The following is a 23,501-nucleotide window of genomic DNA, read 5'->3' as shown; positions in this document are numbered from 1 at the left end:
TCTGGTCGTAGCCCTTGGCTTCGCCACCGAACTTGTTCGACAGAACGGTCGTGATAGCTGCCGTCAACGTCGTTTTGCCGTGGTCAACGTGACCAATCGTACCCACGTTCACGTGCGGCTTGGTACGTTCAAACTTGCCTTTTGCCATGATCTCTATCCTTTAACTTTCAAGGAAACTTGAATCTGCCAGGCCGCCCGGATGAGCGGACCTGGCTAGGGTTATTTACTTGGCCCGAGCGGCGATGACTTCGTCAGCGACGTTCTTGGGGGCCTCGGAGTAATGCTTGAATTCCATCGTGTACGTGGCACGACCTTGCGTCAGCGAACGCAGGTTCGTGGCGTAACCGAACATCTCGGCCAGGGGCACTTCAGCCTTGATGGTCTTGCCGCCACCAACCATGTCATCCATACCTTGGACCATGCCGCGACGCGAGGACAGATCGCCCATCACGGTACCAGCGTAGTCTTCCGGCGTTTCGACTTCAACGGCCATCATCGGTTCCAGCAGCACGGGGCTGGCCTTGCGCAGACCTTCCTTGAATGCCATGGAGCCGGCCATCTTGAACGCGTTTTCGTTCGAGTCCACATCGTGGTACGAACCGAAGAACAGCGTGCATTTGACGTCGACGATCGGGTAGCCAGCCAACACGCCCGAAGGCAGCGTTTCCTGGATGCCCTTGTCCACCGCGGGGATGTATTCGCGAGGAACCACACCGCCCTTGATGGCGTCCACGAATTCGTAGCCACCGCCAGGAGCCAACGGCTCGACCTTCAGCACCACGTGACCGTACTGGCCACGGCCGCCCGACTGCTTGACGAACTTGCCTTCAACTTCTTCGCAGGTCTTGCGGATGGTTTCACGGTAGGCCACTTGCGGCTTGCCGACGTTGGCTTCAACGCCGAACTCACGCTTCATGCGGTCGACCAGAATTTCCAGGTGAAGCTCGCCCATACCGGAAATGATGGTTTGGCCGGATTCTTCGTCGCTGCGCACGCGGAACGACGGATCTTCCTGAGCCAGACGCGACAGCGCCAGACCCATCTTTTCCTGGTCAGCCTTCGACTTCGGTTCCACGGCCTGCGAAATCACGGGCTCGGGGAAAATCATGCGTTCGAGCAAGATGTGGGAGTCGATGTCGCACAGCGTTTCGCCGGTGGTCACGTCTTTCAGACCCACCACAGCGGCGATGTCGCCTGCCAACACTTCCTTGATTTCTTCGCGGTTGTTCGCGTGCATCTGCAGAATGCGGCCGATACGTTCCTTCTTGCCCTTGATGGGGTTGTAGACCGTATCGCCCGACTTCAGAACGCCCGAGTAAACGCGCACGAAGGTCAATTGACCCACGAACGGATCGCTCATCAGCTTGAATGCCAGCGCCGAGAACTTCTCGTCGTCGTTGGCTTCACGCGTGACGGGATTGCCATCGTCGTCCTGGCCATCAACCGCGGGAATGTCCACGGGCGAAGGCAGGTAGTCGATGACCGCGTCCAGCATGCGCTGCACGCCCTTGTTCTTGAAGGCGGTGCCGCACAGCATCGGCTGGATTTCGCCAGCGATGGTGCGTTGACGGATGGCCAGGTTGATTTCGGCTTCGTCCAAGGAACCCGTTTCCAGGTACTTGTTCATCAGCTCTTCCGACGACTCAGCGGCGGCTTCAACCAGCTTCTCACGCCATTCGTTGGCCAGACCTTCCAGCTCAGCGGGAATCTCGTGGTAGTCGAACTTGATGCCTTGGCTGGCTTCGTCCCAAATGATCGCCTTCATCTTGACCAGGTCGACCACGCCTTGGAACGTGTCTTCGGCACCGATCGGGATCACGATCGGCACGGGATTGGCGCGCAGGCGGTTCTTCAGCTGGTCATAGACCTTGAAGAAGTTGGCGCCGGTGCGGTCCATCTTGTTGACGAAGGCCAGACGCGGCACGCCGTACTTGTTGGCTTGGCGCCACACGGTTTCGGACTGGGGCTGAACACCACCCACCGCGCAGTAAACCATGCAAGCACCGTCCAGGACGCGCATGGAACGTTCCACCTCAATGGTGAAGTCCACGTGACCCGGGGTGTCGATGATGTTGATGCGGTGTTCGGGATAGTTCTTCGCCATGCCACGCCAAAACGCCGTCGTAGCTGCCGACGTAATGGTGATGCCACGCTCTTGCTCTTGTTCCATCCAGTCCATGGTGGCTGCGCCATCATGCACTTCGCCAATCTTGTGATTGACGCCGGTGTAGAACAGGATACGTTCGGTCGTGGTGGTTTTCCCTGCATCGATGTGCGCAGAGATACCAATGTTGCGATAGCGCTCGATCGGGGTTTTGCGGGCCATGGTGGATTAGTCCTTAAATTACCAGCGGAAATGGCTGAAGGCCTTGTTGGCCTCTGCCATCTTGTGCGTGTCTTCGCGCTTCTTCATCGCGGCGCCACGACCTTCAGCGGCGTCGATCAGTTCGCCAGCAAGACGCAGATCCATCGACTTTTCGCCACGCTTCTTAGCGGCTTCACGGAGCCAACGCATAGCCAGGGCCAGGCGGCGCACGGGGCGCACTTCAACCGGCACTTGGTAGTTGGCACCGCCAACGCGGCGGCTCTTGACTTCGACGATCGGCTTGATGTTGTTGATCGCCAGGCTGAAAACTTCGATCGGCTCTTTGCCGGTCTTGGTTTGCACTTGCTCGAGGGCGCCGTAAACGATGCGCTCGGCGACGGCCTTCTTGCCGTCCAGCATGACGACGTTCATGAACTTGGCGAGTTCGACGCTGCCGAACTTGGGATCGGGCAGAATCTCGCGCTTGGGTACTTCGCGACGACGGGGCATTGTTGCTTCCTTGTGTCTGTTCAGTTGAACCGTGTTTCATTACACGGCCATGGCCGCCCATTGGGACGACCCCTTACGTGCCGCGCTCCATCCCAGAAAACGGAGGGCGCGGTCGCACTTCCCTAGTGACGGACTTCCGCCACGCGGGGGTACTGCTGACTCGTTATTAAGCCTTCTTCGGGCGCTTGGCGCCGTACTTCGAGCGGGCTTGCTTACGATCCTTGACGCCTTGCAGGTCGAGGGAACCGCGCACGATGTGATAACGCACACCGGGCAAGTCCTTCACACGACCGCCACGCACCAGAACCACCGAGTGCTCTTGCAGGTTGTGGCCTTCRCCGSSGATGTASSAAAYGRCTTCGTARCCGTTGGYCAGACGSACYTTGGCRACCTTACGCAGAGCGGAGTTCGGCTTCTTGGGGGTGGTGGTGTACACGCGAGTGCACACGCCGCGGCGTTGCGGGCAGTTTTCGAGCGCGGGGCTCTTGCTTTTGATGATGCTGACTTCGCGCGGCTTGCGCACGAGTTGGCTAATGGTAGGCATGACCTTTGAAATCCCTTTTACGTACCACTGGTAAGTACTTACGTACTCGTCTCCTCAAGCAGTGATCTTTCGGAGAAGGCAGTTCGCGCAAAACCGCCTCAAACGTTCATATACGTAAAAGAGCGGGCTTGCCAACAAACTATGACAAACGCACAAAACTGGATGCGGCCGGGGCAGTCAGGACATATCGGGAAAGATGGACCCAAAAACAAAGGCTCGTGACGCACCTTGGTTCCAGGCCCTGGACAGGTCTTGAACTGTTTACCTTTTAGCGTACAGATTTTGCGCGCGAAATAAAGCAGTAAGCCCTTTAGCATAACTGAGATCTGGGCGCACTGTCAAAGAAATTTGTAAGCCCCACGACGCCGCGCGTTGCCGGCAGAAAGCGGGCAATTAGGCGCGGGTCGTGAAAAATGGGGCCACGTATCCGTGCAGATCCGGAAACCTGCCAAGGCGGCATTCAGGGCGCCGGCCCGGGTAATCCCTGGCGGATTGCGCAAGGCGTGCTGGAGGCGCACCCGCGGAATTTTACGCGCGCGGCCCGGCTATTGGTCAGCGAATAAGTAACCGCTGCCGTACACCGTGCGGATCGGCAACATCACGCCCGCCAGTTCGGCCTTGCGGCGCAGGCGGCTGACGATCACATCAATGCTGCGCGAACCGCTGGAGCGCACGCCGCCCCCCTCCACCCGCAGTTCGTCGCCCAATTCCGAACGCCCGACGGCGCGTCCGGCCACTTCCAGCAGGGAACGCACGATCAGCCGTTCATTGGCCGACAGTGAGATGGTCGCTCCCGACGGCGCGACGAGCGTCCAGCCCTGATCCCGCAATTCCCATTGGCCACTGATGGCTTCTTCGGGAATCGGCGCGTCCTGGCCGGCGGGCAGGCGCCGCGCCAGGGCCAGCAGAATGCACGCCAATTCACGCGGGTCCTGCGGTTCAGTCAAACAAGCGTCCGCGCCGCTTTGCAGGCAACGCAGACGGCTGTCCACGGTCATGGAGCGGCCCGTCACCACAATTCCCATAGAGGACGAGCCGTGCAGCCGCGCGACCAGCGCATAACCAATTTCGCCCAACGTCCCCACATCCAGGACCACGGCATCGTAGGTGCCGCTATTGAGCAATCCGAACAGCTCCAGCGATGTCGAACAGCCCCGAGCGGAGATCCCTGCTTGCAACAGGGCGGACACAGCGGCGTTTCGAACCACTTCGTCCGGCGACATCATAAGTATGCGCAATTGATTCATAGCTATTTCCACCTCTAACCCGAAACTGCACCGCGTCGCCAATTTGTGACATCAGCGGGCAGGACAGTTGAGACAGTGTGGCGCGTTGTTACGCAACAACTCCAGTCAAGATTCGTTAACTTTGCAATGTTTGACAGTTCTTGCCATAACGTTGCCAGCGTTGCCTTTCTGCGAGTTATCATTCGTTTACACAATTTCGCTCACCCCTCTTGCAGTAGGGCGCCACAGGGCGCGCTTGCGTAGCAAGCCTTCGCGAGAACACGTCTGATGAAAATCGCGTCGCTGGAAGACGACCTTGATCAAGCCCGGCGCATCCAGCAAGTGCTGACCGCCGCGGGATACACCTGCACCAGTTATCACCAGAGCCGTGACCTGCTGGCCGCGTTGCGCACTGAGAGCTTCGATCTCGTGCTGCTGGACTGGCATCTGCCCGATATTGATGGCGACGATGTGGTGCGCTGGTTGCGCGCCAATATCGGGCCCCGCATTCCCGTGATCTTTCTGACCAATCGCGCAAGCGAGGACGATCTGGTGGAAGGCCTGCGCGCTGGCGCCGACGACTACATCGTCAAGCCGCTGCGCCCCCTGGAGTTGCTGGCGCGCGTCGCGGCGCTGCTGCGCCGCAGCCAGATCGCCGAACCGGCCAACGATGCCTTCGACATTGCGCGCTACCGCATCGAACCTGCGGCACGCACGATCTCGCTTGATGGAAATGCGGTCACGCTCGCGCCAAAAGAATTCGAACTGGCGCTGCTGTTCTTCCGCAATCTGGGCCGCTTGATGTCGCGCGATGTGTTGGCCGAATGCGTGTGGAACCGGGAAATTCCCGCTACCTCCCGCACGCTGGATACGCACTTGTCGAACATTCGCCAGAAGCTGCAACTGCGTCCCGAAAACGGCGTGCGCCTGAGTTCGTCCTATGCCCTTGGATATCGGCTTGAGCTGATCAGCGCCACCGAAGACAGCCCGTCCTGAACACGACGCGCGCCCCCCTCTGGAGAACCGATCGTTATGAGCCGCTGTCGCGCGCTTTCTTTGCCTGTCCTGCTGTCTTGCGCACTGCTTTCCGTGCCCGCGCTCAGCCAGCCCGCTGGCGCACTGGGTGAAGACTTCATCTATCGCGTCCGCCAAGGCGACACGCTGATCAACCTGGCCACGCAGTACACGCGCAACCAGGCCAACTGGGCGTCATTGCAAACGTTGAACAAGGTGGTTACGCCGGAACGCTTGCCGATCGGGCTGGAACTGCGCATCCCGCTGTCGATGATTCCCGAACGCGCCGCGCAGGCGCGCGTGGTTCACGTCAGCGGCCAGGCCAACACCGATGGAAAGGCCTTGCAAGCGGGCGCGAACCTGGCCGAAGGCAGCACCGTGGTGACGTCGCACAACGGCTTTGTGACGCTGGAATTGGCCGACGGATCGAAGCTCACCCTGCCCGCCGGCGGCTCCGTCGAATTGACGCGCCTGCGCCAGTTTGAAGGCACCGAGCTGACCGACTCCGTCATTCACGTGCAACGCGGCAGCGTTGAATCCACGGTCGCGCCCACCGGGCAAGGCGTGGGCCGCTTTGAAGTGCGCACACCGGTCGCGGTGACCGGCGTGCGCGGCACCCGCTTCCGTGTGCAAAGCGGTGCGGGCGGCGTGCATAGCGAAGTGCTGGAAGGCAGTGTGCGCCTGCAGGCTCACGCGCCAGGCACCGCCCCCGCCAAACCGGTTGCCGTCGCGCGCGGCTATGGCGCAGCGGTCCACAATGACGGCAGCGTGGCAGGCGTGCGCGAGCTGCTGGCCGCGCCGCAACTGGGCACGCCCGAACGCTCGGGCGGCGGCGCATGGACCAGCGCCTTCGCCCCCGTTGCTGGTGCGCAAAGTTATGTGGTGCGTGTATCGCGCGACGCCGAGGGCGCCCTGCCCGTTTCGTCCGTGAGTTTTCCCACGAATGCCATCCGCTTCACCGCCCCCGGCCCCGGCACCTACTACGTGTCGGTGCGCGCCATCGACGACCTGGGCTTGAGCGGCCAGGACGCCGTCGCCACGTTTGAGGGCGCGAACCAGCTGATGACCTCATTCGGCCTGGCAGTCGCCAGCGGCACGGGCGGACTCATTACGTTGACCGAGTACTAGAGACCGCCTCATGGCCGACGCCACCGACGCCCTTGACCGGACCTCGCGCTCAGGGCTGTGGCTGACGGTGATGCTGGCAGTGCTGGCGGCCGTGCTGGGCTCGTTCAATGGACTGGGCCGGGTCGATCAGATTCTTTACGATCGCGCCGTGACCCTGACCGGGCGCCCCGCCGACCCCGACATTCTGATCGTCGCCATCGACGACACCAGTATCGACACGCTGGGACGGTGGCCGTGGCGCCGCGCCATCCACGCAGCGATACTGGACCGGCTGCAAGGCGCCCGCGCGGTTGGGCTGGACCTGATCTTCGCGGAAAGCGATACGGTCAATCCCAACGACGACCTGATCCTTGCCAATAGCATCCGGCGCAACGGGAAAACCGTTTTGCCGATCGTGCTGGACCGGCTCAATCATCCCTCGGCGATCGGTGCGCCCATCCCCGGCCTGGCCAATGCCGCGGCGGGCAGCGGCTTCATCAATGCGCGAATCGACCCGGATGGCGTCGTCCGCGAAGCCACGCTGATGACGCACTACGCCAGTGACCGCCAATATCATCTGGCTATCTCCATGCTGGAGGTCGGCGGCCAGAGCGAACAAGCGCAACGGCTGCTGCAACGAGCAGGCCCCGACGGCACCATCCTCATACCCTACTCCGGGTCCACCGCGCACATGCGCACGGTTTCGTATCTGTCGGTGCTGCGCGGCGAGGTCTCGCCCGACGAGCTGCGGGGCAAATACGTGCTGGTCGGCGCCTGGGCGACGGGACTGGGCGATGCCTACCCGACGCCGGTATCGCATGATCTCAGCGGCATGTCCGGTGTGGAGATCATCGCCAACCTGTTGCAAGCGGCGCGCGACGACATTTCATACCAGCGCCCCGCCGCGCCTTGGAACGCGCTGTTCTCCGCCCTGCCCGTGCTGCTGGCCTGCCTGGCGCTGTGGCGCTTGTCGCCCAAGCGCGCGCTGCTTGTCAGCATTGCGCTGTTTGCCTGCATCCTGCTCGTGTCGTGGCTGCTGCTGGCTTACGCCTATTTGTGGTTTGCGCCGACCTCGGCCTTAGTGGGAGTCGCCCTCTGCTACCCGCTTTGGAGCTGGCGTAGCCAAGAGGCCGCGCTGCGCTACATGGATCACGAACTGCGGCGCCTTCAACGGGAATATCCGCCGGTGCTGAACGAAGCACGCGCACAGCAAACCGGGCCGAGCGCATCGCTGGAAAGCCGGGTCGGCGAATTGCAGCGTGCGCTGGAACGCGTACGCAACCTGCGCCGCTTCCTGGCCGATGGATTGGACGGCATGCCCGACGCCACGCTCGTCTTCGATCAAGACGGCCGCATGCAATTCCGCAACCAGGCCGCGGTGATGTATTTCCAGCGCCTGGGCATGCGGCCGCCGCGCGTCGGCCACCCGGCCACCCATTTGCTGGAAAAAACCATCTCTGACGACCTGACGCGGCAGCGCGTGGCCGAAGCACTAAATGGCCAGCGTTCGACGGAGGACTCGTCTCCCTGGACCGCTGACCTGGAAGTGCGTGACTACGCGGGCCGCGACCTGATCCTGAAGTGCGCCCCCATCCATACCGCCGAAGGCCGGTTCGCAGGCACCGTCGCGACCCTGACCGATATCTCCCGCATCCGGCAAGCCGAGCGCCAGCGCGAAGAGACCCTGCGCTTCATCTCGCACGACATGCGCGCGCCGCAAAGCTCCATTCTTGCGCTGGTGGAAATGAAGCAGGAAAGCGGCGCGCCGGATGGCCAGAGCGAGACGCTGTCGCGCATTGCCATGCTGGCCAACCGCACGCTGCATCTGGTCGATGACTTCGTGCATTTGACGCGCGCGGAATCCATGACGATCAGCGCGGTCGAGCTGGATCTGGGCAGCCTGCTGCAAGACGGTGTGGACGAATTCTGGGCGTCGGCCCACAAGCGCGATATCACGCTCGGCTTGCGGATGCCGCTGCCCGCGGCTTACTCGCGCGGAGATCAGACCTTGCTGATGCGCGCGTTGTGCAACCTGATCGACAACGCCATCAAATACAGCCCCGCACACACGCGTATCGAATGCGGCATCGAGGACGCGGCCGGCTTCTGGTGCGTCAGCATCCGAGACCAGGGTCAGGGTATTGCCGATGCCGATCTGGCGCAGTTGTTCGAGCCCTTCGCCCGAGTCGCGGTTGAAACCAAGGGCGACGTGGGCGGGGCGGGGCTCGGCCTGGCGTTTGTGCGCACGGTGGCCGAACGCCATGGCGGATCAGTGGAAGTGCAAAGTGAACTAGGCGCGGGCTCGGTCTTCACCTTGTGCCTGCCCATCGCGCCGGAATCGCAAGACCCGCAGGAAGCCGCGCAAGCGGGCTGACGCCGCGCCTGCCTATCCTTGCTTCGCTTTGGATGCCTACTGGAAGACGTGAGAGATCACCGCGGGCTTGCCCGCCTTGATCTCCAGCGTGCCTCGATACGGCGGCAAATCCGCGTTGCGCAGCACCACCTGGTACTTGCCCGGGATCAGCCGCAATTCCTTGACGGGCGGGCTGATGCCGCGCGCAATGCCGTTTACCCAGACCTCACCCCAAGGGCGAATGTCCAACCGCACCGTGACCGGCACAGCCAAGGGTTTGGGTTTGGCGACTTCCTCCGTGGGCGCGACGGGAATCGCGGGCTCTTGCACGGCAGGCGCTGCCGGCTCGCTGCGCAACGCCGACGGGTCGGCAGACGCGCCAAGGCCATTTTGCGCCGCCAACTGCGTCGACGACGAAGACTCACCCTGCGCCGCAGGTGACGCCGGAGGTTGCCACTGCGCGGTTGGCAACGACGAGGTCGCGGCAACGACAGGCGGCGCAGCAGGCGGTGGCGTCGTGACGGCGGGTGGCGCAAGAGGATGGTCCGCCGGTGGATTTGGCGTCACGACCTCAGATCGGGTGATCAGTGCGTTGGGCGTATGCACACCCCACTGAAACCACCCATACGTGCCGATGCCGATCAACGCCACCAAGCCCAGTAGCGCCAACAGGGGACGACTTCGTCGAACGGGTCTGCGTACCGGTGCAGAGGCGGCCGGGGCGGCATAGGCGCCGCCAGCGGCATTATCCGCTTCGGTGGGTGCAGGCTCGATATAGGCGGCAACGCCCAACAAGGCAGCCAGTTCGGCCAGCGTTTGCGGCCGGTCGGCCGGCGTCATGACCAGGCCCGCATCGATGACGCGCAAGAACTCCGGGCTGTACTTGGACAAGCCCAGCGATGTTAAGGGCTCGTAGGTATCGGTGGCGCGGCGTTCGGGCGCGGGCGGCGGGCGGTGCCCGGTCACCAGTGCGTGCATCACGGCGCACAGCGCGTAGATGTCACTCCAGGGGCCGCGCGGCCAATCAATGGAATCGGTATACAGCTCGAACGGCGCGAAACCGGGCGTCGGGCTGCGGCTGGAGCGCCGCGACCGCGCAACGACCAGCTCGGGCAGCAGGTGGGCGCGAGCGCCCTCATCCATACCCACCGTATCCAGCGAAATATCCCCACAGATCTCACCCTGTGCATGCAAGGCGATCAGCGACGGCAGCAAATCGGACAGCAGCCGCTTGATGCGCGTTTCCGGCACGCCGCCCGCCGTGCTGGCGGCGATCGCGCTCAATGGACGCAGCGCTAACGGCGCGGCTCCTGAGAAGGGGCCACGCGGCGTCAGCAGGCCGGTGGGGGAGGACATGATCGGAATTGCGCTCATGCGCGAAAATCGTGCAAAGGTTGAATAGGTTGAATATTATCCAATCCGCAACACCAGGACATTGCCGAAAATGTCCGAGCGCATCAGGCTGTGGCACGATAGCGCATCGCCCACCCCCCTATTTCCCCTAATAAGCTATGAAAATTCGCCTTCTGAGCAGTCTGCTCGGCGCGTCGATGGTCCTGGCGGGCTGCGCCGGCGTCCAACAGCAACCGGAAACCCCCGCCACGCCCGAAGCATTGGCGCAATTGCAACAAGTCCGCGACACCTACGGCGCCGGGCGTTACGGCGAGGTCATTCGCACTGTCGCCACCTCGGACACCTTGGCAACGTCCACCAAAGCGGTGCGTATCGAAGCGTACAAGCTGCAAGCGTTCAGCTATTGCGTCACCCGCTACGCGCAGTTGTGCGAAGACAGCTTCGTGCGCATTCTGACGTTGGACTCCTCATTTGAACTTGCGCCGAACGAAGCGGGCCATCCGTCCTGGGGCCCCGCCTTTCAGCGCGCCCGGGCGCAAACCGCGAAGTAGTCCACGCGCGCGACACTCGCCCAAAAATCGGGCAAAAAAAAGGCCGCTGATTCGCATCAGCGGCCTTTTTGTTTACCGTCCCCACGCCGGTACGGCGCGCGGGGATCGGTAAGGGTCCGGAATTCCGCTTATTCGGCGGAGTCCTCGGTGCCAAGGTCGGCAGCCGGGGCTTGCTCGTCCGCACCCACCGTAACCGGTGCGTCTTCGAACGGGTTGGCCTGCTGGCGAGCGGCTTCGCGTTCCGCTGCCTCCAGCTCTTCCTTGTCGCGGCGTGCATGGTGGTAAGCCAGGCCGGTACCCGCCGGGATGAGGCGGCCGACGATGACGTTTTCCTTCAAGCCACGCAGGTCGTCGCGCTTGCCCATGATGGCGGCTTCGGTCAGGACACGAGTGGTTTCCTGGAACGATGCGGCCGAGATGAACGAGTCGGTCGACAGCGAGGCCTTCGTGATACCCAGCAGCACGTTGTCGTACGTAGCCGGGATACGCTCTTCGGCAGTCATACGGTCGTTGGCGTTCAGCAGTTCAGAGCGCTCGACTTGCTCGCCCGGGATGAACTCGGTATCGCCAGCATCAACGATGTTCACACGGCGCAGCATCTGACGAACAATCACTTCGATGTGCTTGTCGTTGATCTTCACGCCCTGCAGACGGTACACGTCCTGCACTTCGTCGACGATGTACGTCGCCAGCTTCTCGATGCCTTGCAGGCGCAGAATGTCGTGGGGATCGGCCGGGCCGTCCACRATCATTTCGCCCTTGTTCACCACYTGGCCRTCGTGCACCAGRACYTGCTTTTCCTTSGKRATCAGGAACTCGTGGCTCACGCCTTCCAGGTCGGTGATGACCAGACGCTGCTTGCCCTTCGTGTCCTTACCGAACGAGACCGTACCGGTGACGTCGGCGAGCATGCCGGCGTCCTTCGGCGAACGGGCTTCGAACAGTTCGGCCACACGCGGCAGACCGCCGGTAATGTCGCGGGTCTTTTGCGATTCTTGCGGAATACGCGCCAGAACTTCACCCACGGCAACCTGCTGGCCGTCGCGCACGGTAATCAGCGCGCCCACCGGGAACGAGATGTTCACCGAGTGATCGGTGCCGGCGATCTTGACGTCTTCGCCGTTCTCGTTGACCAGCTTGATCTGCGGACGCATGACGATCTTGCCGCCACGGGTCTTCGGCGTGATGACGACGAGCGTCGACAGGCCGGTGACTTCGTCCACCTGCTTGGCAACGGTCACGCCTTCTTCGATGTTCTCGAAGCGGACGGCGCCACCGTATTCCGACACGATCGGACGGGTCAGCGGGTCCCACGTCGCCAGACGTGCGCCAGCCTTCACGGCTTCGCCATCGCCCACCAGCACGGTCGCGCCGTACGGGATCTTGTGGCGTTCGCGTTCGCGGCCGTTGTCGTCGAAGATCGCCAGTTCGCCCGAGCGCGAAATCGCCACACGTTCGCCCTTGGCGTTCGTGACATAGCGCATCGTGCTGGCAAAACCGACCAGACCGCTGGACTTGGTTTCCACCGCGCTGGCCAGGGCCGAACGCGACGCCGCGCCACCGATGTGGAACGTACGCATCGTGAGCTGCGTGCCCGGTTCACCGATGGACTGAGCAGCGATAACGCCAACTGCTTCGCCCTGGTTGACCGGCGAACCGCGACCCAGATCGCGGCCGTAGCAGTGTGCGCACAGACCGTGACGCGTTTCGCACGTCAGCGGGGTGCGGACCTTGACTTCGTCCACGCCGATGCGGTCGATGGTGTCGACCAGATCTTCGTCCAGCAGGGTGCCGGCGACGATGGCCGTTTCCTGCGTGTCCGGATTGATGATGTCCACGGCGGCAACACGACCCAGGATGCGGTCGCGCAGCGGTTCGATGACTTCACCACCTTCCACCAGGGCCTTCATGTTGTAGCCCAGCGACGTACCGCAATCGTCCTCGGTAATCACCAAGTCTTGCGTCACGTCGACCAGACGACGAGTCAGGTAACCCGAGTTTGCGGTCTTCAGTGCCGTATCAGCCAGACCCTTACGCGCGCCGTGAGTCGAGATGAAGTACTGAAGCACGTTCAGACCTTCACGGAAGTTCGCGGTAATGGGCGTTTCGATAATCGAGCCGTCCGGCTTGGCCATCAAGCCGCGCATACCGGCCAGCTGGCGGATCTGGGCGGCCGAACCGCGGGCGCCCGAGTCAGCCATCATGTAGATTGAGTTGAACGATTCCTGGCGAACTTCTTCGCCGTGACGGTTCACAACCGGCTCGGTAGCCAGTTGTTCCATCATCGCCTTGCCGACCTTGTCGCCAGCCTTGCCCCAGATGTCCACAACGTTGTTGTAGCGCTCTTGGGACGTGACCAGACCCGACGAGTACTGCTTGTCGATTTCCTTCACTTCGCGGCTGGCTTCAGCCAGGATGCCTTCCTTGGCGGTCGGGATCAGCATGTCGCCCATGGCGATCGAGATACCGCCGCGCGTGGCCAGCTTGAAGCCGGACTGCATCAGCTTGTCGGCGAAGATCACCGTGTCGCGCAGGCCGCAACGGCGGAACGACTGGTTGATCAGGCGCGAGATTTCCTTCTTCTTCAGTGCCTTGTTCAGCACCGTGAAGGGCAGGCCCTTCGGCAGAATTTCGGACAGCAGCGCGCGGCCAACCGTCGTCTCGTGACGGCGGATAACCGGTTGCCATTCGCCAGCCTCGTCGCGCTCGTGCTCTTTCAGACGCACGGTCACGCGGGATTGCAGCTCGACTTCGCCGTTGTCGTAGGCGCGTTGCACTTCAGCGACGTCGGTGAAGAAGATGCCTTCGCCACGGCCGTTGATGCGCTCACGCGTCGTGTAGTACAGACCCAACACGATGTCTTGGGACGGCACGATCGACGGTTCGCCGTTGGCCGGGAACAGCACGTTGTTCGACGCCAGCATCAGCGTGCGCGCTTCCAGCTGGGCTTCCAGCGACAGCGGCACGTGAACAGCCATCTGGTCACCGTCGAAGTCGGCGTTGAACGCCGCGCAAACCAGCGGGTGCAGCTGGATGGCCTTGCCTTCGATCAGGACCGGCTCGAACGCCTGGATGCCCAAACGGTGCAGCGTAGGCGCACGGTTCAGCATGACCGGGTGTTCACGGATGACTTCTTCCAGGATGTCCCAAACCACCGGTTCCTGGCTTTCCACCAGCTTCTTGGCAGCCTTGATGGTCGTGGCCAGGCCCATCATCTCCAGACGATTGAAGATGAACGGCTTGAACAGTTCCAGGGCCATCAGCTTGGGCAGACCGCACTGGTGCAGCTTCAGCTGCGGGCCCACCACGATGACCGAACGGCCCGAGTAGTCGACGCGCTTGCCCAGCAAGTTCTGACGGAAACGACCGCTCTTGCCCTTGATCATGTCGGCCAAGGACTTCAGCTGGCGCTTGTTGGCGCCCGTCATGGCCTTGCCACGGCGGCCGTTGTCCAGCAGCGAGTCAACGGCTTCCTGCAGCATCCGCTTTTCGTTGCGCAGGATGATTTCCGGCGCCTTGAGCTCCAGCAGGCGCTTCAAGCGGTTGTTGCGGTTGATGACGCGGCGGTACAGGTCGTTCAGGTCGGAGGTCGCGAAGCGGCCGCCGTCCAGCGGCACCAGCGGACGCAGGTCCGGCGGCAGCACGGGCAGCACTTCCATGACCATCCACTCGGCCTTGATGCCCGACTTCTGGAAGCCTTCCAGCACCTTCAGGCGCTTGGAAATCTTCTTGATCTTGGCTTCCGAGCTGGTGGCCTTCAGTTCGCCGCGCAGCGTTTCCACTTCGCGGTCGATGTCGATGGTGCGCAGCAGTTCGCGCACGGCTTCCGCGCCCATCAGGGCACGGAAGTCGTCGCCGTACTCTTCGGTCTTGGCGAGGAAATCGTCATCCGACATGATCTGACCGCGCTTGAGCGGCGTCATGCCAGGTTCGATCACGCACCAGGCTTCGAAGTACAGAACGCGTTCGATGTCGCGCAGGGTCATGTCGAGCACCATGCCCAGACGCGACGGCAGGCTCTTCAGGAACCAGATGTGCGCGACAGGGCTGGCCAGCTCGATGTGGCCCATGCGTTCACGGCGAACCTTGGCGACGGTAACTTCAACGCCGCACTTTTCGCAGATCACGCCACGATGCTTCAAGCGCTTGTACTTGCCGCACAAGCACTCGTAGTCTTTGATCGGGCCAAAGATCTTGGAGCAGAACAAACCGTCACGCTCAGGCTTGAACGTGCGGTAGTTGATGGTCTCGGGCTTGCGAACTTCGCCGTAAGACCACGAACGGATCTTCTCGGGCGAGGCGATGCCGATCTTGATGGCATCGAATTGCTCGTCTTGCGAGACTTGCTTAAATAGGTCGAGTAGCGCTTTCATTAGTTACGCTCCAAATCCATGTCCAGGGCCAACGAGCGGATTTCCTTCACCAGCACGTTGAACGATTCCGGCATGCCGGCGTCGATGACGTGGTCGCCCTTGACGATGTTTTCGTATACCTTCGTACGGCCAGTGATGTCGTCCGACTTCACCGTCAGCATTTCTTGCAGGGTGTACGCGGCGCCGTATGCTTCCAGCGCCCACACTTCCATTTCCCCGAAACGCTGACCACCGAACTGCGCCTTACCACCCAGCGGCTGCTGCGTGACCAGCGAGTACGGACCCGTCGAACGCGCGTGCATCTTGTCGTCGACCAAGTGGTGCAGCTTCAGGTAGTGCATGTAGCCGACGGTCACGGGGCGCTCGAATTTCTCGCCCGTGCGGCCGTCAAACAGCCATGCCTGCGTACGCGAAGGCGTCAGTGCCATGCGCTCGGCGACGTCGTCCGGATAGGCCAGCTCCAGCATCGTGGTGATTTCCTCTTCGGTCGCGCCGTCAAAGACGGGCGTCGCGAACGGCACGCCGTTCTTGAGGTTCTGGGCCATTTCCATGACTTCTTCGTCGGTCAGCTCGTCGATGCGGGCGCCGGAACCGGTCGTGTTGTAGACCTTGTCCAGGTAAGCACGGACGTTCTTGACCTGCGCCGTGCGCTCGTCGCGCAGCAGATCGGCAATGCGGTGGCCCACGCCCTTGGCAGCCCAGCCCAAGTGCACTTCCAGCACCTGGCCCACGTTCATCCGCGAGGGCACGCCCAGCGGGTTCAGAACGATGTCGGCCGGCGTGCCGTCAGCCATGTGCGGCATGTCTTCCACCGGGGTGATGCGCGAGACCACACCCTTGTTACCGTGACGGCCTGCCATCTTGTCACCCGGCTGCAGACGACGCTTCACGGCCAGGTAGACCTTGATCATCTTCAGCACGCCCGGGGGCAGCTCGTCGCCCTGCGTCAGCTTCTTGCGCTTCTCTTCGAAGGCCAGATCAAACTGGTGACGCTTCTGCTCCAGCGATTCCTTGGCTTGCTCCAGCACGACAGCGTGCGGCTCATCGGCCAGACGGATGTCGAACCACTGCCAGCGGTCCAGATCAGCCAGGTAAGCCTTGGTGATCGTGGCGCCCTTGGCCAGCTTGCGCGGGCCGCCGTTGACGGTCTTGTTGACCAGCATCTTTTCGATACGGTCGAACTGGTCGTTTTCAACGATGCGCAGCTGGTCGTTCAGGTCTTGGCGATAGCGGCGCAATTCATCGTCAATGATGGACTGGGCGCGCTTGTCGCGCACGATGCCTTCACGCGTGAACACTTGCACGTCGATCACGGTGCCGGTCATGCCCGAAGGCACGCGCAGCGAGGTGTCCTTAACGTCGGACGCCTTTTCACCGAAGATGGCGCGCAGCAGCTTTTCTTCCGGCGTCAGCTGGGTTTCGCCCTTCGGCGTGACCTTGCCGACCAGCACGTCGTCGGCGCTGACTTCGGCGCCAATGTACGTGATGCCCGAATCGTCCAGACGGTTCAGTTGCGTCTCAGCCAGGTTGCTGATGTCGCGCGTGATTTCTTCCGGACCCAGCTTCGTGTCGCGAGCAACAACCGTCAGTTCCTCGATGTGCACCGAGGTGTAGCGGTCATCAGCCACAACCTTTTCGGAGATCAAGATCGAGTCTTCGAAGTTGTAGCCGTTCCACGGCATGAACGCGATCAGCATGTTCTGACCCAGGGCGAGTTCGCCCAGGTCGGTCGATGCGCCGTCGGCCAGCACGTCACCCTTGGCAACCTTGTCGCCACGCTTGACGATAGGACGCTGGTTGATGTTCGTGTTCTGGTTGGAACGCGTGTACTTGATCAGGTTGTAGATATCGACACCGACTTCGCCGGCGACGTTTTCTTCGTCGTTCACGCGAATCACGACGCGCTCGGCGTCAACGTGATCGACCAAACCGCCACGCAGTGCCTGCACGGTGGTGCCCGAGTCAACGGCCACGGTGCGCTCGATACCCGTACCCACGACCGGCTTTTCCGGACGCAGGCAAGGCACGGCCTGACGTTGCATGTTGGCGCCCATCAGTGCGCGGTTCGCGTCGTCGTGTTCCAGGAACGGAATCAGCGAAGCAGCAACCGACACGATCTGCGACGGGGCAACGTCCATGTAGTGCACGTTGGCCGGCGAGGTCAACATCGTTTCGCCTGCTTCACGGCAAGCGACCAGGTCGTCAACGAAAGCGCCTTCCTCGTCCAGCGCGGCGTTAGCCTGCGCGATGACGTAGTGGCTTTCTTCGATGGCCGACAGGTAATCGATCTGCTCGCTGACGCGGCCGTCGATAATCTTGCGGTAAGGCGTTTCCAGGAAGCCGTACTCGTTCAAACGAGCGTACAGCGCCATGGAGTTGATCAGACCGATGTTCGGGCCTTCCGGCGTTTCGATCGGGCAGACGCGGCCGTAGTGGGTCGGGTGCACGTCACGGACTTCAAAACCGGCGCGCTCGCGGGTCAGACCGCCCGGGCCCAGTGCGGAAACACGACGCTTGTGCGTGATTTCCGACAGCGGGTTGGTTTGGTCCATGAACTGCGACAGCTGGCTCGAACCGAAGAACTCCTTGATGGCTGCCGAGATCGGCTTGGAGTTGATCAGGTCGTGCGGCATCAGGTTTTCGGTCTCGGCTTGGCCCAGACGTTCCTTGACGGCGCGCTCGACACGCACGAGACCAGCGCGGAACTGGTTTTCGGCYAGTTCGCCSACGCAACGCACGCGACGATTACCCARGTGATCGATGTCATCGATCTGGCCACGGCCGTTACGCAGCTCAACCAGCACCTTGATGGTTTCAAGGATGTCTTCGTTGGTCAGCGTCATCGGGCCGGTGATGTCTTCACCACGGCCCAGACGGCTGTTGACCTTCATGCGGCCAACGCGCGACAGGTCGTACGTCTCTTCGCTATAGAACAGACGCTGGAACAGCGCTTCCACCGCTTCTTCGGTGGGGGGCTCGCCAGGACGCATCATGCGGTAGATGGCAACACGCGCGGCCATCTGGTCGGCGGTTTCATCGGTGCGCAGCGTTTGCGAAATGTACGGACCACGGTCCAGATCGTTCGTGTAGAGCGCCTGGATGTCGTAGACGTTGGCTGCGCGCAGAGCGCCCAGCACGCTTTCCGTGATTTCGTCGTTGGCGTTGGCGATGACTTCGCCGGTATCTTCGTCAACGATGTTCTTGGCCAGCACGCGGCCGTACAGGAAGTCTTCCGGCACGGAGATGCGCTGGATGCCACCGGCAGCCAGGTCGCGCAAATGCTTGGCATTGATGCGCTTGTCTTTTTCGACGATGACCTTGCCATCGCGATCCGAGATGTCGAAGCGGGCCATTTCGCCCTTCCAACGCTCGGGCACGAATTCCATCATCGCGCCTTCGCTCTTCAGTTCGAAGTTATCGAAGTCGAAGAAGTTGGCCAGGATGGATTCCGGCGTCATGCCGATGGCCTTGCACAGGATCGTGACAGGCATCTTGCGACGACGGTCGACGCGGAAGAACAGGACGTCCTTCGGGTCGAATTCGAAGTCCAGCCACGAACCGCGGTAAGGAATCACGCGGGCCGAGAACAGGAGCTTGCCGGAGCTGTGCGTTTTGCCGCGGTCGTGTTCGAAGAACACGCCAGGCGAACGGTGCAGCTGCGACACGATGACACGCTCGGTGCCATTGATGACAAAGGAACCCGTGCCCGTCATGAGCGGAATTTCGCCCATGTAGACTTCCTGTTCCTTCACTTCCTTCACGGTCGGCTTGCTGACTTCGCGGTCAAGCAGCACCAGGCGGACCTTGGCTCGCAGGGGCGAGGCATAGGTCAGACCACGTTGCTGACATTCCTTGACATCGAACACCGGTTCGCCGAGCACGTAGCTCACGAACTCCAAGCGCGCCATACCGTTGTGACTAACGATCGGGAAAATCGACGAGAACGCCGCCTGCAAACCGTCGGCTACGCGATCGGACGGGGCGGTATCCGCCTGCAGGAAAGTTAGGTAGGATTGAAGCTGTGTCGCCAAAAGGAAAGGAACGTTTTGAACGTCTTCACGCTTGGCGAAGCTTTTGCGGATGCGCTTTTTTTCGGTGTACGAGTAAGGCATGAGCACTCCGACTCGAGGTTGCATGGGCCGTCAACCACGGCCCTAGGTGATACGACTCCAGGAAACCCCTCTGAAAGGGCATGACCCCAGTAGGGGTTTCCTGGAAACGCAAAAGCCCGGGGACTGCAAACTGTGCTGTCCCCGGGCAGTTGACGCAGGTCTTACTTGACTTCGACCTTGGCGCCAGCTTCTTCCAGCTTCTTCTTGGCGGCTTCGGCGTCAGCCTTGGCCACAGCTTCCTTGACGGGCTTCGGAGCGCCGTCAACCAGGTCCTTGGCTTCCTTCAGACCCAGACCGGTCAGCTCGCGCACGGCCTTGATGACGCTAACCTTGTTCGCGCCGGCTTCCAGCAGGACGACGTTGAACTCGGTTTGCTCTTCAGCAGCGGCGGCAGCGCCACCAGCGGCGGGAGCAGCAACAGCGACAGCAGCGGCAGCAGCCGACACGCCGAACTTCTCTTCCATTTCCTTGATCAGCTCGGACAGCTCGAGCACGGTCATGCCAGCGATGGCGTCAAGGATTTCAGCTTTGTTAAGTGCCATTTTTCAGAACTCCAAATATTTTGGTAATGCCAGGGTTTGGGTGTCGCTTCGTCGTTCAGCGAATTCCGGACAAGCAGGGCGATTAGGCCGCTGCCTTTTGGTCGCGCACAGCCGCGAGGCCACGGGCGAACTTGGTCGGAACTTCGTTGAGCGTACGCACGAATTGCGCGATGGGGGCTTGCATGGTGCCAAGCAGTTTCGACAGCAACTCTTCGCGGGACGGCATGGTGGCCAAGGCCTTCACACCCTCTTCGGTCAGCAAGTTATTGGGCAATGCGCCCGCCTTGATGACCAGCTTGTCGTTGCTTTTCGCGAAACCTGCGATGACCTTGGCCGCCGAAACCGGATCAGTGCTGATGCCATAGATCAGCGGACCGGTCAGTTGCTCAGCCAACGGCTCGAAAGCCGTGCCGGCAACAGCACGACGGGCCAGCGAGTTCTTCAGAACACGCAGATACACGCCCGATTCACGCGCAGTTTTGCGCAGTACGGTGACAGAGGCGACGTCCAGACCACGGTACTCAGCGATAACAATCGATTGGGCCTTGGCGACTTCAGCCGAGACTTCCTCGATTACCACCGCTTTCTCTTGACGATTGAGACTCACGGTTTGAACACTCCATCAAAAGACGCCTGGGGCCTGAGCCTTGCGCGTCAACCGAATGCGGCGCCTGGTCGAGTTCTTCTTGTAAAGAAATCTTCCTGGGGACGCCGTCTACGCTGGATCCGAACTAGATGAGCTTCGGGATTAAGCAGGGCAGCGGGGATGCTGCTTTCTGTACAGAAGGGAGAACCCTTCCACTACCCTTGCTCCAGCGGTCTTTGACAGCAACATCCGGAGGAATCCGGATGCAGCCCAAAGTACGTTTACTGCTGTTGGCTTAGTTGGAAGCCGACAGCGAGGCAATTTCAACGCGAGCACCGCCGCCCATCGTGGACGAGACGGCCAGCTTGCGCAGGTAAATGCCCTTGGCAGCTGCGGGACGGGCCTTTTGCAGGGCGTCGACCAGAGCAGCCAGGTTGGATTGCAGCTGAGCCACTTCGAACGACGCGCGGCCGATCGTTGCGTGGATGATGCCAGCCTTGTCGGTACGGTACTGAACCTGACCGGCCTTAGCGTTCTTCACAGCGGTAGCGACGTCCGGGGTCACGGTGCCGACCTTCGGGTTCGGCATCAGGCCACGGGGACCCAGGATTTGACCCAGGGCACCCACGACACGCATCGTGTCGGGCGAAGCGATGACCACGTCAAAGTCCATTTGACCGGCCTTGATCTGGTCAGCCAGGTCGTCCAGGCCAACGATGTCGGCGCCAGCAGCCTTGGCAGCTTCAGCCTTTTCGCCTTGGGCGAACACGGCCACGCGGACCGACTTGCCGGTGCCGGCGGGCAGAACGACCGAACCGCGAACCAGTTGGTCCGACTTCTTCGGGTCGATGCCGAGCTGCACAGCAACGTCGATCGATTCGTTGAACTTGGCGACAGCCGTTTCCTTGACCAGGGTCAGGGCGTCAGCGACCGGGTACAGCTTCGTACGGTCGATCTTTTGTGCAATAGCGGCGGCGCGCTTGGACAGTTTTGCCATGATTAGATCCCCTCAACCGTGATGCCCATGCTGCGGGCGCTGCCAGCGATCGTGCGCACAGCGGCGTCCAGATCAGCGGCGGTCAGATCGGGGCCCTTGGCCTTCGCGATTTCTTCAGCTTGAGCGCGCGTCAGCGTACCGACCTTGTCGGTATGCGGCTTGGGCGAACCCTTTTGCACGCCAGCAGCCTTCTTGATGAGGACCGTCGCGGGCGGGGTCTTCATGATGAAGGTGAAGCTCTTGTCCGCGAAAGCGGTGATCACCACCGGAATCGGCAGACCAGGCTCCATGCCTTGGGTCTTGGCGTTGAACGCCTTGCAGAATTCCATGATGTTCAGGCCACGTTGACCCAGTGCCGGGCCAATCGGGGGGGAGGGGTTAGCCTTACCAGCCGGTACTTGCAGCTTGATAAAGCCGACGATTTTCTTCGCCATGCTTTGCTCCTTGCGGGTTATAACGCCCCGGCCTTACTGGCCTGGGCTCCCCGGGGTTGAAATCAGGTCTTTTCGACCTGGCTGAAATCGAGTTCGACGGGTGTGGCGCGACCAAAAATGGTGACCGACACGCGCACCTTGCTCTTTTCGTAATTGACTTCTTCGACGTTGCCGTTGAAGTCTGCAAACGGACCTTCCTTGACCCGAACCATCTCGCCCACTTCGAACAGAATCTTGGGGCGGGGTTTCTCGACACCCTCTTCCATCTGGGAGAGGATCTTCTCGACTTCCTTCTCGGAAATCGGGGTCGGACGGTTACCCGAGCCACCCAAAAAGCCGGTGACGCGGTTCGTATTTTTGACCAAATGCCACGTTTCGTCGGTCAGGTCCATTTCAACCAGGACATAACCGGGGAAAATGCGGCGTTCGGTGATCGACTTCTGTCCACCCTTGACCTCGACGACTTCTTCGGAGGGCACAAGGATTCGGCCAAAAGAGGTTTGCAAGGCCGCGCGCTCGATGCGCTCGACTAGGGCCTTGTGAACGCTCTTTTCCATGCCGGAGTACACATGGACGACATACCAACGCTTACTCATTCGCCGTCCTTATTTCCAGCCCAACAACAGGCCGTAAAGAATCCATTCGATGCCCTTGTCGAGCACCCACATGAAAATGCCCATGACAGCCACGAACGCAAAAACGATACCCGTCATCTGGGTCGTTTCCTTGCGGGTGGGCCATGCGACACGCTTGACTTCGTTGTAGGACTCGCTGGCAAAGCTCAAGGTGCGGCGGCCGGGTTCGCTGAACCAGGCAATGACGGCTGCGATGACGAGGCCACCGACAAACACGCCGATACGAGCAGGCATCGGCTGTGCGCTAAGCACGGAAAACCCGACGATGCCAGCAATAACGACGAGAACCGCCAGCCCGAGCTTGAGCCGGTCGGCGGTACTGGTTACGGTTTCTACGCTGGTATTAGACATATTGCGACGCGAGCCGCCGTGAATGCGTAACTCGCGATGATCTCCCGCGGGTTTATCCTGGCGGTGGCAGGGGCAGTAGGAATCGAACCTACAACCTTCGGTTTTGGAGACCGACGCTCTGCCAATTGAGCTATGCCCCTAAAACACTACTGGCTTGCACTACATTCACTGGCTTTCCGGGCCTTCACATGATCAGCTTCTAGCGCTGTTCACTGCGAAAGGTTACGGAGCCAAACATCATACCACTTTTACGGCAAAAATGGGTAGAGGGACTTTTCGTCCTCTCTACCCACTTGGGTATTGCTTACTTCAGGATCTTGGCGACGACGCCGGCGCCGACGGTACGACCGCCTTCACGGATGGCGAAACGCAGACCTTCTTCCATGGCGATCGGAGCCAACAGCTTGACCGTCATGGCCACGTTGTCGCCCGGCAGAACCATTTCCTTGTCGGCCGGCAGCTCGATCGTGCCCGTCACGTCCGTCGTGCGGAAGTAGAACTGGGGACG

Annotated in this window: 19 protein-coding genes and 1 tRNA gene; 4 read left to right on the top strand and 16 right to left on the bottom strand. The window is 61.3% G+C overall.

Annotated elements, in window-relative coordinates:
• The 5 genes from AC1DSJ_RS29920 to AC1DSJ_RS29900 all read right to left on the bottom strand — a co-directional run.
• On the bottom strand, positions 1-148 hold a 148-nt coding region (locus tag AC1DSJ_RS29920; protein WP_441372500.1), incomplete at its 3' end, for a GTP-binding protein.
• 75 nt (positions 149-223) lie between these two features.
• A complete protein-coding gene (gene fusA / locus AC1DSJ_RS29915; protein ID WP_054428133.1) occupies positions 224-2,326 on the bottom strand; it encodes an elongation factor G in 2,103 nt (700 codons plus the stop codon).
• 18 nt (positions 2,327-2,344) lie between these two features.
• Positions 2,345-2,815 carry a 30S ribosomal protein S7 gene (rpsG, locus tag AC1DSJ_RS29910; protein ID WP_050450091.1) on the bottom strand — a complete coding sequence of 157 codons (471 nt, stop codon included), beginning with the start codon at positions 2,813-2,815 and terminating at the stop codon, positions 2,345-2,347.
• Between the two features lie 166 nt (positions 2,816-2,981).
• The gene (gene rpsL, locus AC1DSJ_RS29905) at positions 2,982-3,359 is read right to left on the bottom strand and encodes a 30S ribosomal protein S12 (RefSeq protein WP_476760459.1); all 378 of its coding nucleotides are present in this window, start codon (positions 3,357-3,359) and stop codon (positions 2,982-2,984) included.
• A gap of 545 nt (positions 3,360-3,904) precedes the next feature.
• On the bottom strand, positions 3,905-4,606 hold the full coding sequence (locus AC1DSJ_RS29900; protein ID WP_054428134.1) for a response regulator transcription factor: 702 nt from the start codon (positions 4,604-4,606) through the stop codon (positions 3,905-3,907).
• 267 nt (positions 4,607-4,873) lie between these two features.
• Here AC1DSJ_RS29900 and AC1DSJ_RS29895 point away from each other — a divergent pair, with 267 nt between their 5' ends.
• The 3 genes from AC1DSJ_RS29895 to AC1DSJ_RS29885 are packed head-to-tail and all read left to right on the top strand — an operon-like array spanning position 4,874 to position 9,080.
• On the top strand, positions 4,874-5,581 hold the full coding sequence (locus AC1DSJ_RS29895) for a response regulator transcription factor (protein WP_054428135.1): 708 nt from the start codon (positions 4,874-4,876) through the stop codon (positions 5,579-5,581).
• A gap of 36 nt (positions 5,582-5,617) precedes the next feature.
• Complete coding sequence (locus AC1DSJ_RS29890) at positions 5,618-6,727, top strand: FecR domain-containing protein (protein ID WP_441372748.1); 1,110 nt, start codon at positions 5,618-5,620, stop codon at positions 6,725-6,727.
• A 10-nt stretch (positions 6,728-6,737) separates the two neighbouring features.
• Positions 6,738-9,080, top strand: a complete 2,343-nt coding sequence (locus tag AC1DSJ_RS29885; RefSeq protein ID WP_441372746.1) for a CHASE2 domain-containing protein — start codon at positions 6,738-6,740, stop codon at positions 9,078-9,080.
• 36 nt (positions 9,081-9,116) lie between these two features.
• On the opposite strand, the gene AC1DSJ_RS29880 is transcribed toward AC1DSJ_RS29885, so the two are convergent.
• On the bottom strand, positions 9,117-10,415 hold the full coding sequence (locus tag AC1DSJ_RS29880) for a serine/threonine-protein kinase (RefSeq protein WP_441372745.1): 1,299 nt from the start codon (positions 10,413-10,415) through the stop codon (positions 9,117-9,119).
• A 155-nt stretch (positions 10,416-10,570) separates the two neighbouring features.
• Here AC1DSJ_RS29880 and AC1DSJ_RS29875 point away from each other — a divergent pair, with 155 nt between their 5' ends.
• A complete protein-coding gene (locus AC1DSJ_RS29875; protein ID WP_054428138.1) occupies positions 10,571-10,963 on the top strand; it encodes a TssQ family T6SS-associated lipoprotein in 393 nt (130 codons plus the stop codon).
• 128 nt (positions 10,964-11,091) lie between these two features.
• On the opposite strand, the gene rpoC is transcribed toward AC1DSJ_RS29875, so the two are convergent.
• From rpoC to AC1DSJ_RS29825, 10 genes are all read right to left on the bottom strand, one after another.
• Positions 11,092-15,336 carry a DNA-directed RNA polymerase subunit beta' gene (rpoC, locus tag AC1DSJ_RS29870; protein WP_476760458.1) on the bottom strand — a complete coding sequence of 1,415 codons (4,245 nt, stop codon included), beginning with the start codon at positions 15,334-15,336 and terminating at the stop codon, positions 11,092-11,094.
• Positions 15,336-19,448: a DNA-directed RNA polymerase subunit beta gene (gene rpoB, locus AC1DSJ_RS29865; RefSeq protein ID WP_054428140.1), complete on the bottom strand. Its 4,113-nt coding sequence runs from the start codon at positions 19,446-19,448 to the stop codon at positions 15,336-15,338. The genes rpoC and rpoB overlap by 1 nt, the downstream gene beginning before the upstream one ends.
• A gap of 161 nt (positions 19,449-19,609) precedes the next feature.
• Positions 19,610-19,990, bottom strand: coding sequence for a 50S ribosomal protein L7/L12 (gene rplL / locus AC1DSJ_RS29860; protein ID WP_006216571.1), 381 nt, complete (start codon positions 19,988-19,990; stop codon positions 19,610-19,612).
• An 82-nt stretch (positions 19,991-20,072) separates the two neighbouring features.
• Entirely contained in the window at positions 20,073-20,597 is a 525-nt protein-coding gene (rplJ, locus tag AC1DSJ_RS29855) for a 50S ribosomal protein L10 (RefSeq protein ID WP_054428141.1), read from the bottom strand.
• Positions 20,598-20,871: 274 nt separating this feature from the next.
• Positions 20,872-21,573: a 50S ribosomal protein L1 gene (gene rplA / locus AC1DSJ_RS29850; protein WP_427945217.1), complete on the bottom strand. Its 702-nt coding sequence runs from the start codon at positions 21,571-21,573 to the stop codon at positions 20,872-20,874.
• 2 nt (positions 21,574-21,575) lie between these two features.
• The gene (rplK, locus tag AC1DSJ_RS29845; RefSeq protein WP_046806050.1) at positions 21,576-22,007 is read right to left on the bottom strand and encodes a 50S ribosomal protein L11; all 432 of its coding nucleotides are present in this window, start codon (positions 22,005-22,007) and stop codon (positions 21,576-21,578) included.
• 62 nt (positions 22,008-22,069) lie between these two features.
• On the bottom strand, positions 22,070-22,603 hold the full coding sequence (nusG, locus tag AC1DSJ_RS29840) for a transcription termination/antitermination protein NusG (RefSeq protein WP_006216576.1): 534 nt from the start codon (positions 22,601-22,603) through the stop codon (positions 22,070-22,072).
• 9 nt (positions 22,604-22,612) lie between these two features.
• Positions 22,613-22,993: a preprotein translocase subunit SecE gene (gene secE, locus AC1DSJ_RS29835; protein ID WP_054428143.1), complete on the bottom strand. Its 381-nt coding sequence runs from the start codon at positions 22,991-22,993 to the stop codon at positions 22,613-22,615.
• A 64-nt stretch (positions 22,994-23,057) separates the two neighbouring features.
• Positions 23,058-23,133 (bottom strand) — tRNA-Trp (locus tag AC1DSJ_RS29830).
• A gap of 164 nt (positions 23,134-23,297) precedes the next feature.
• Positions 23,298-23,501: EF-Tu C-terminal domain-related protein (locus AC1DSJ_RS29825; RefSeq protein ID WP_476757452.1), on the bottom strand; the 204-nt coding region annotated here is incomplete at its 5' end.

It is taken from the genome of Achromobacter sp. 01N37, assembly GCF_056399725.1.
This window is presented reverse-complemented; position numbering and strand designations above follow the sequence as displayed.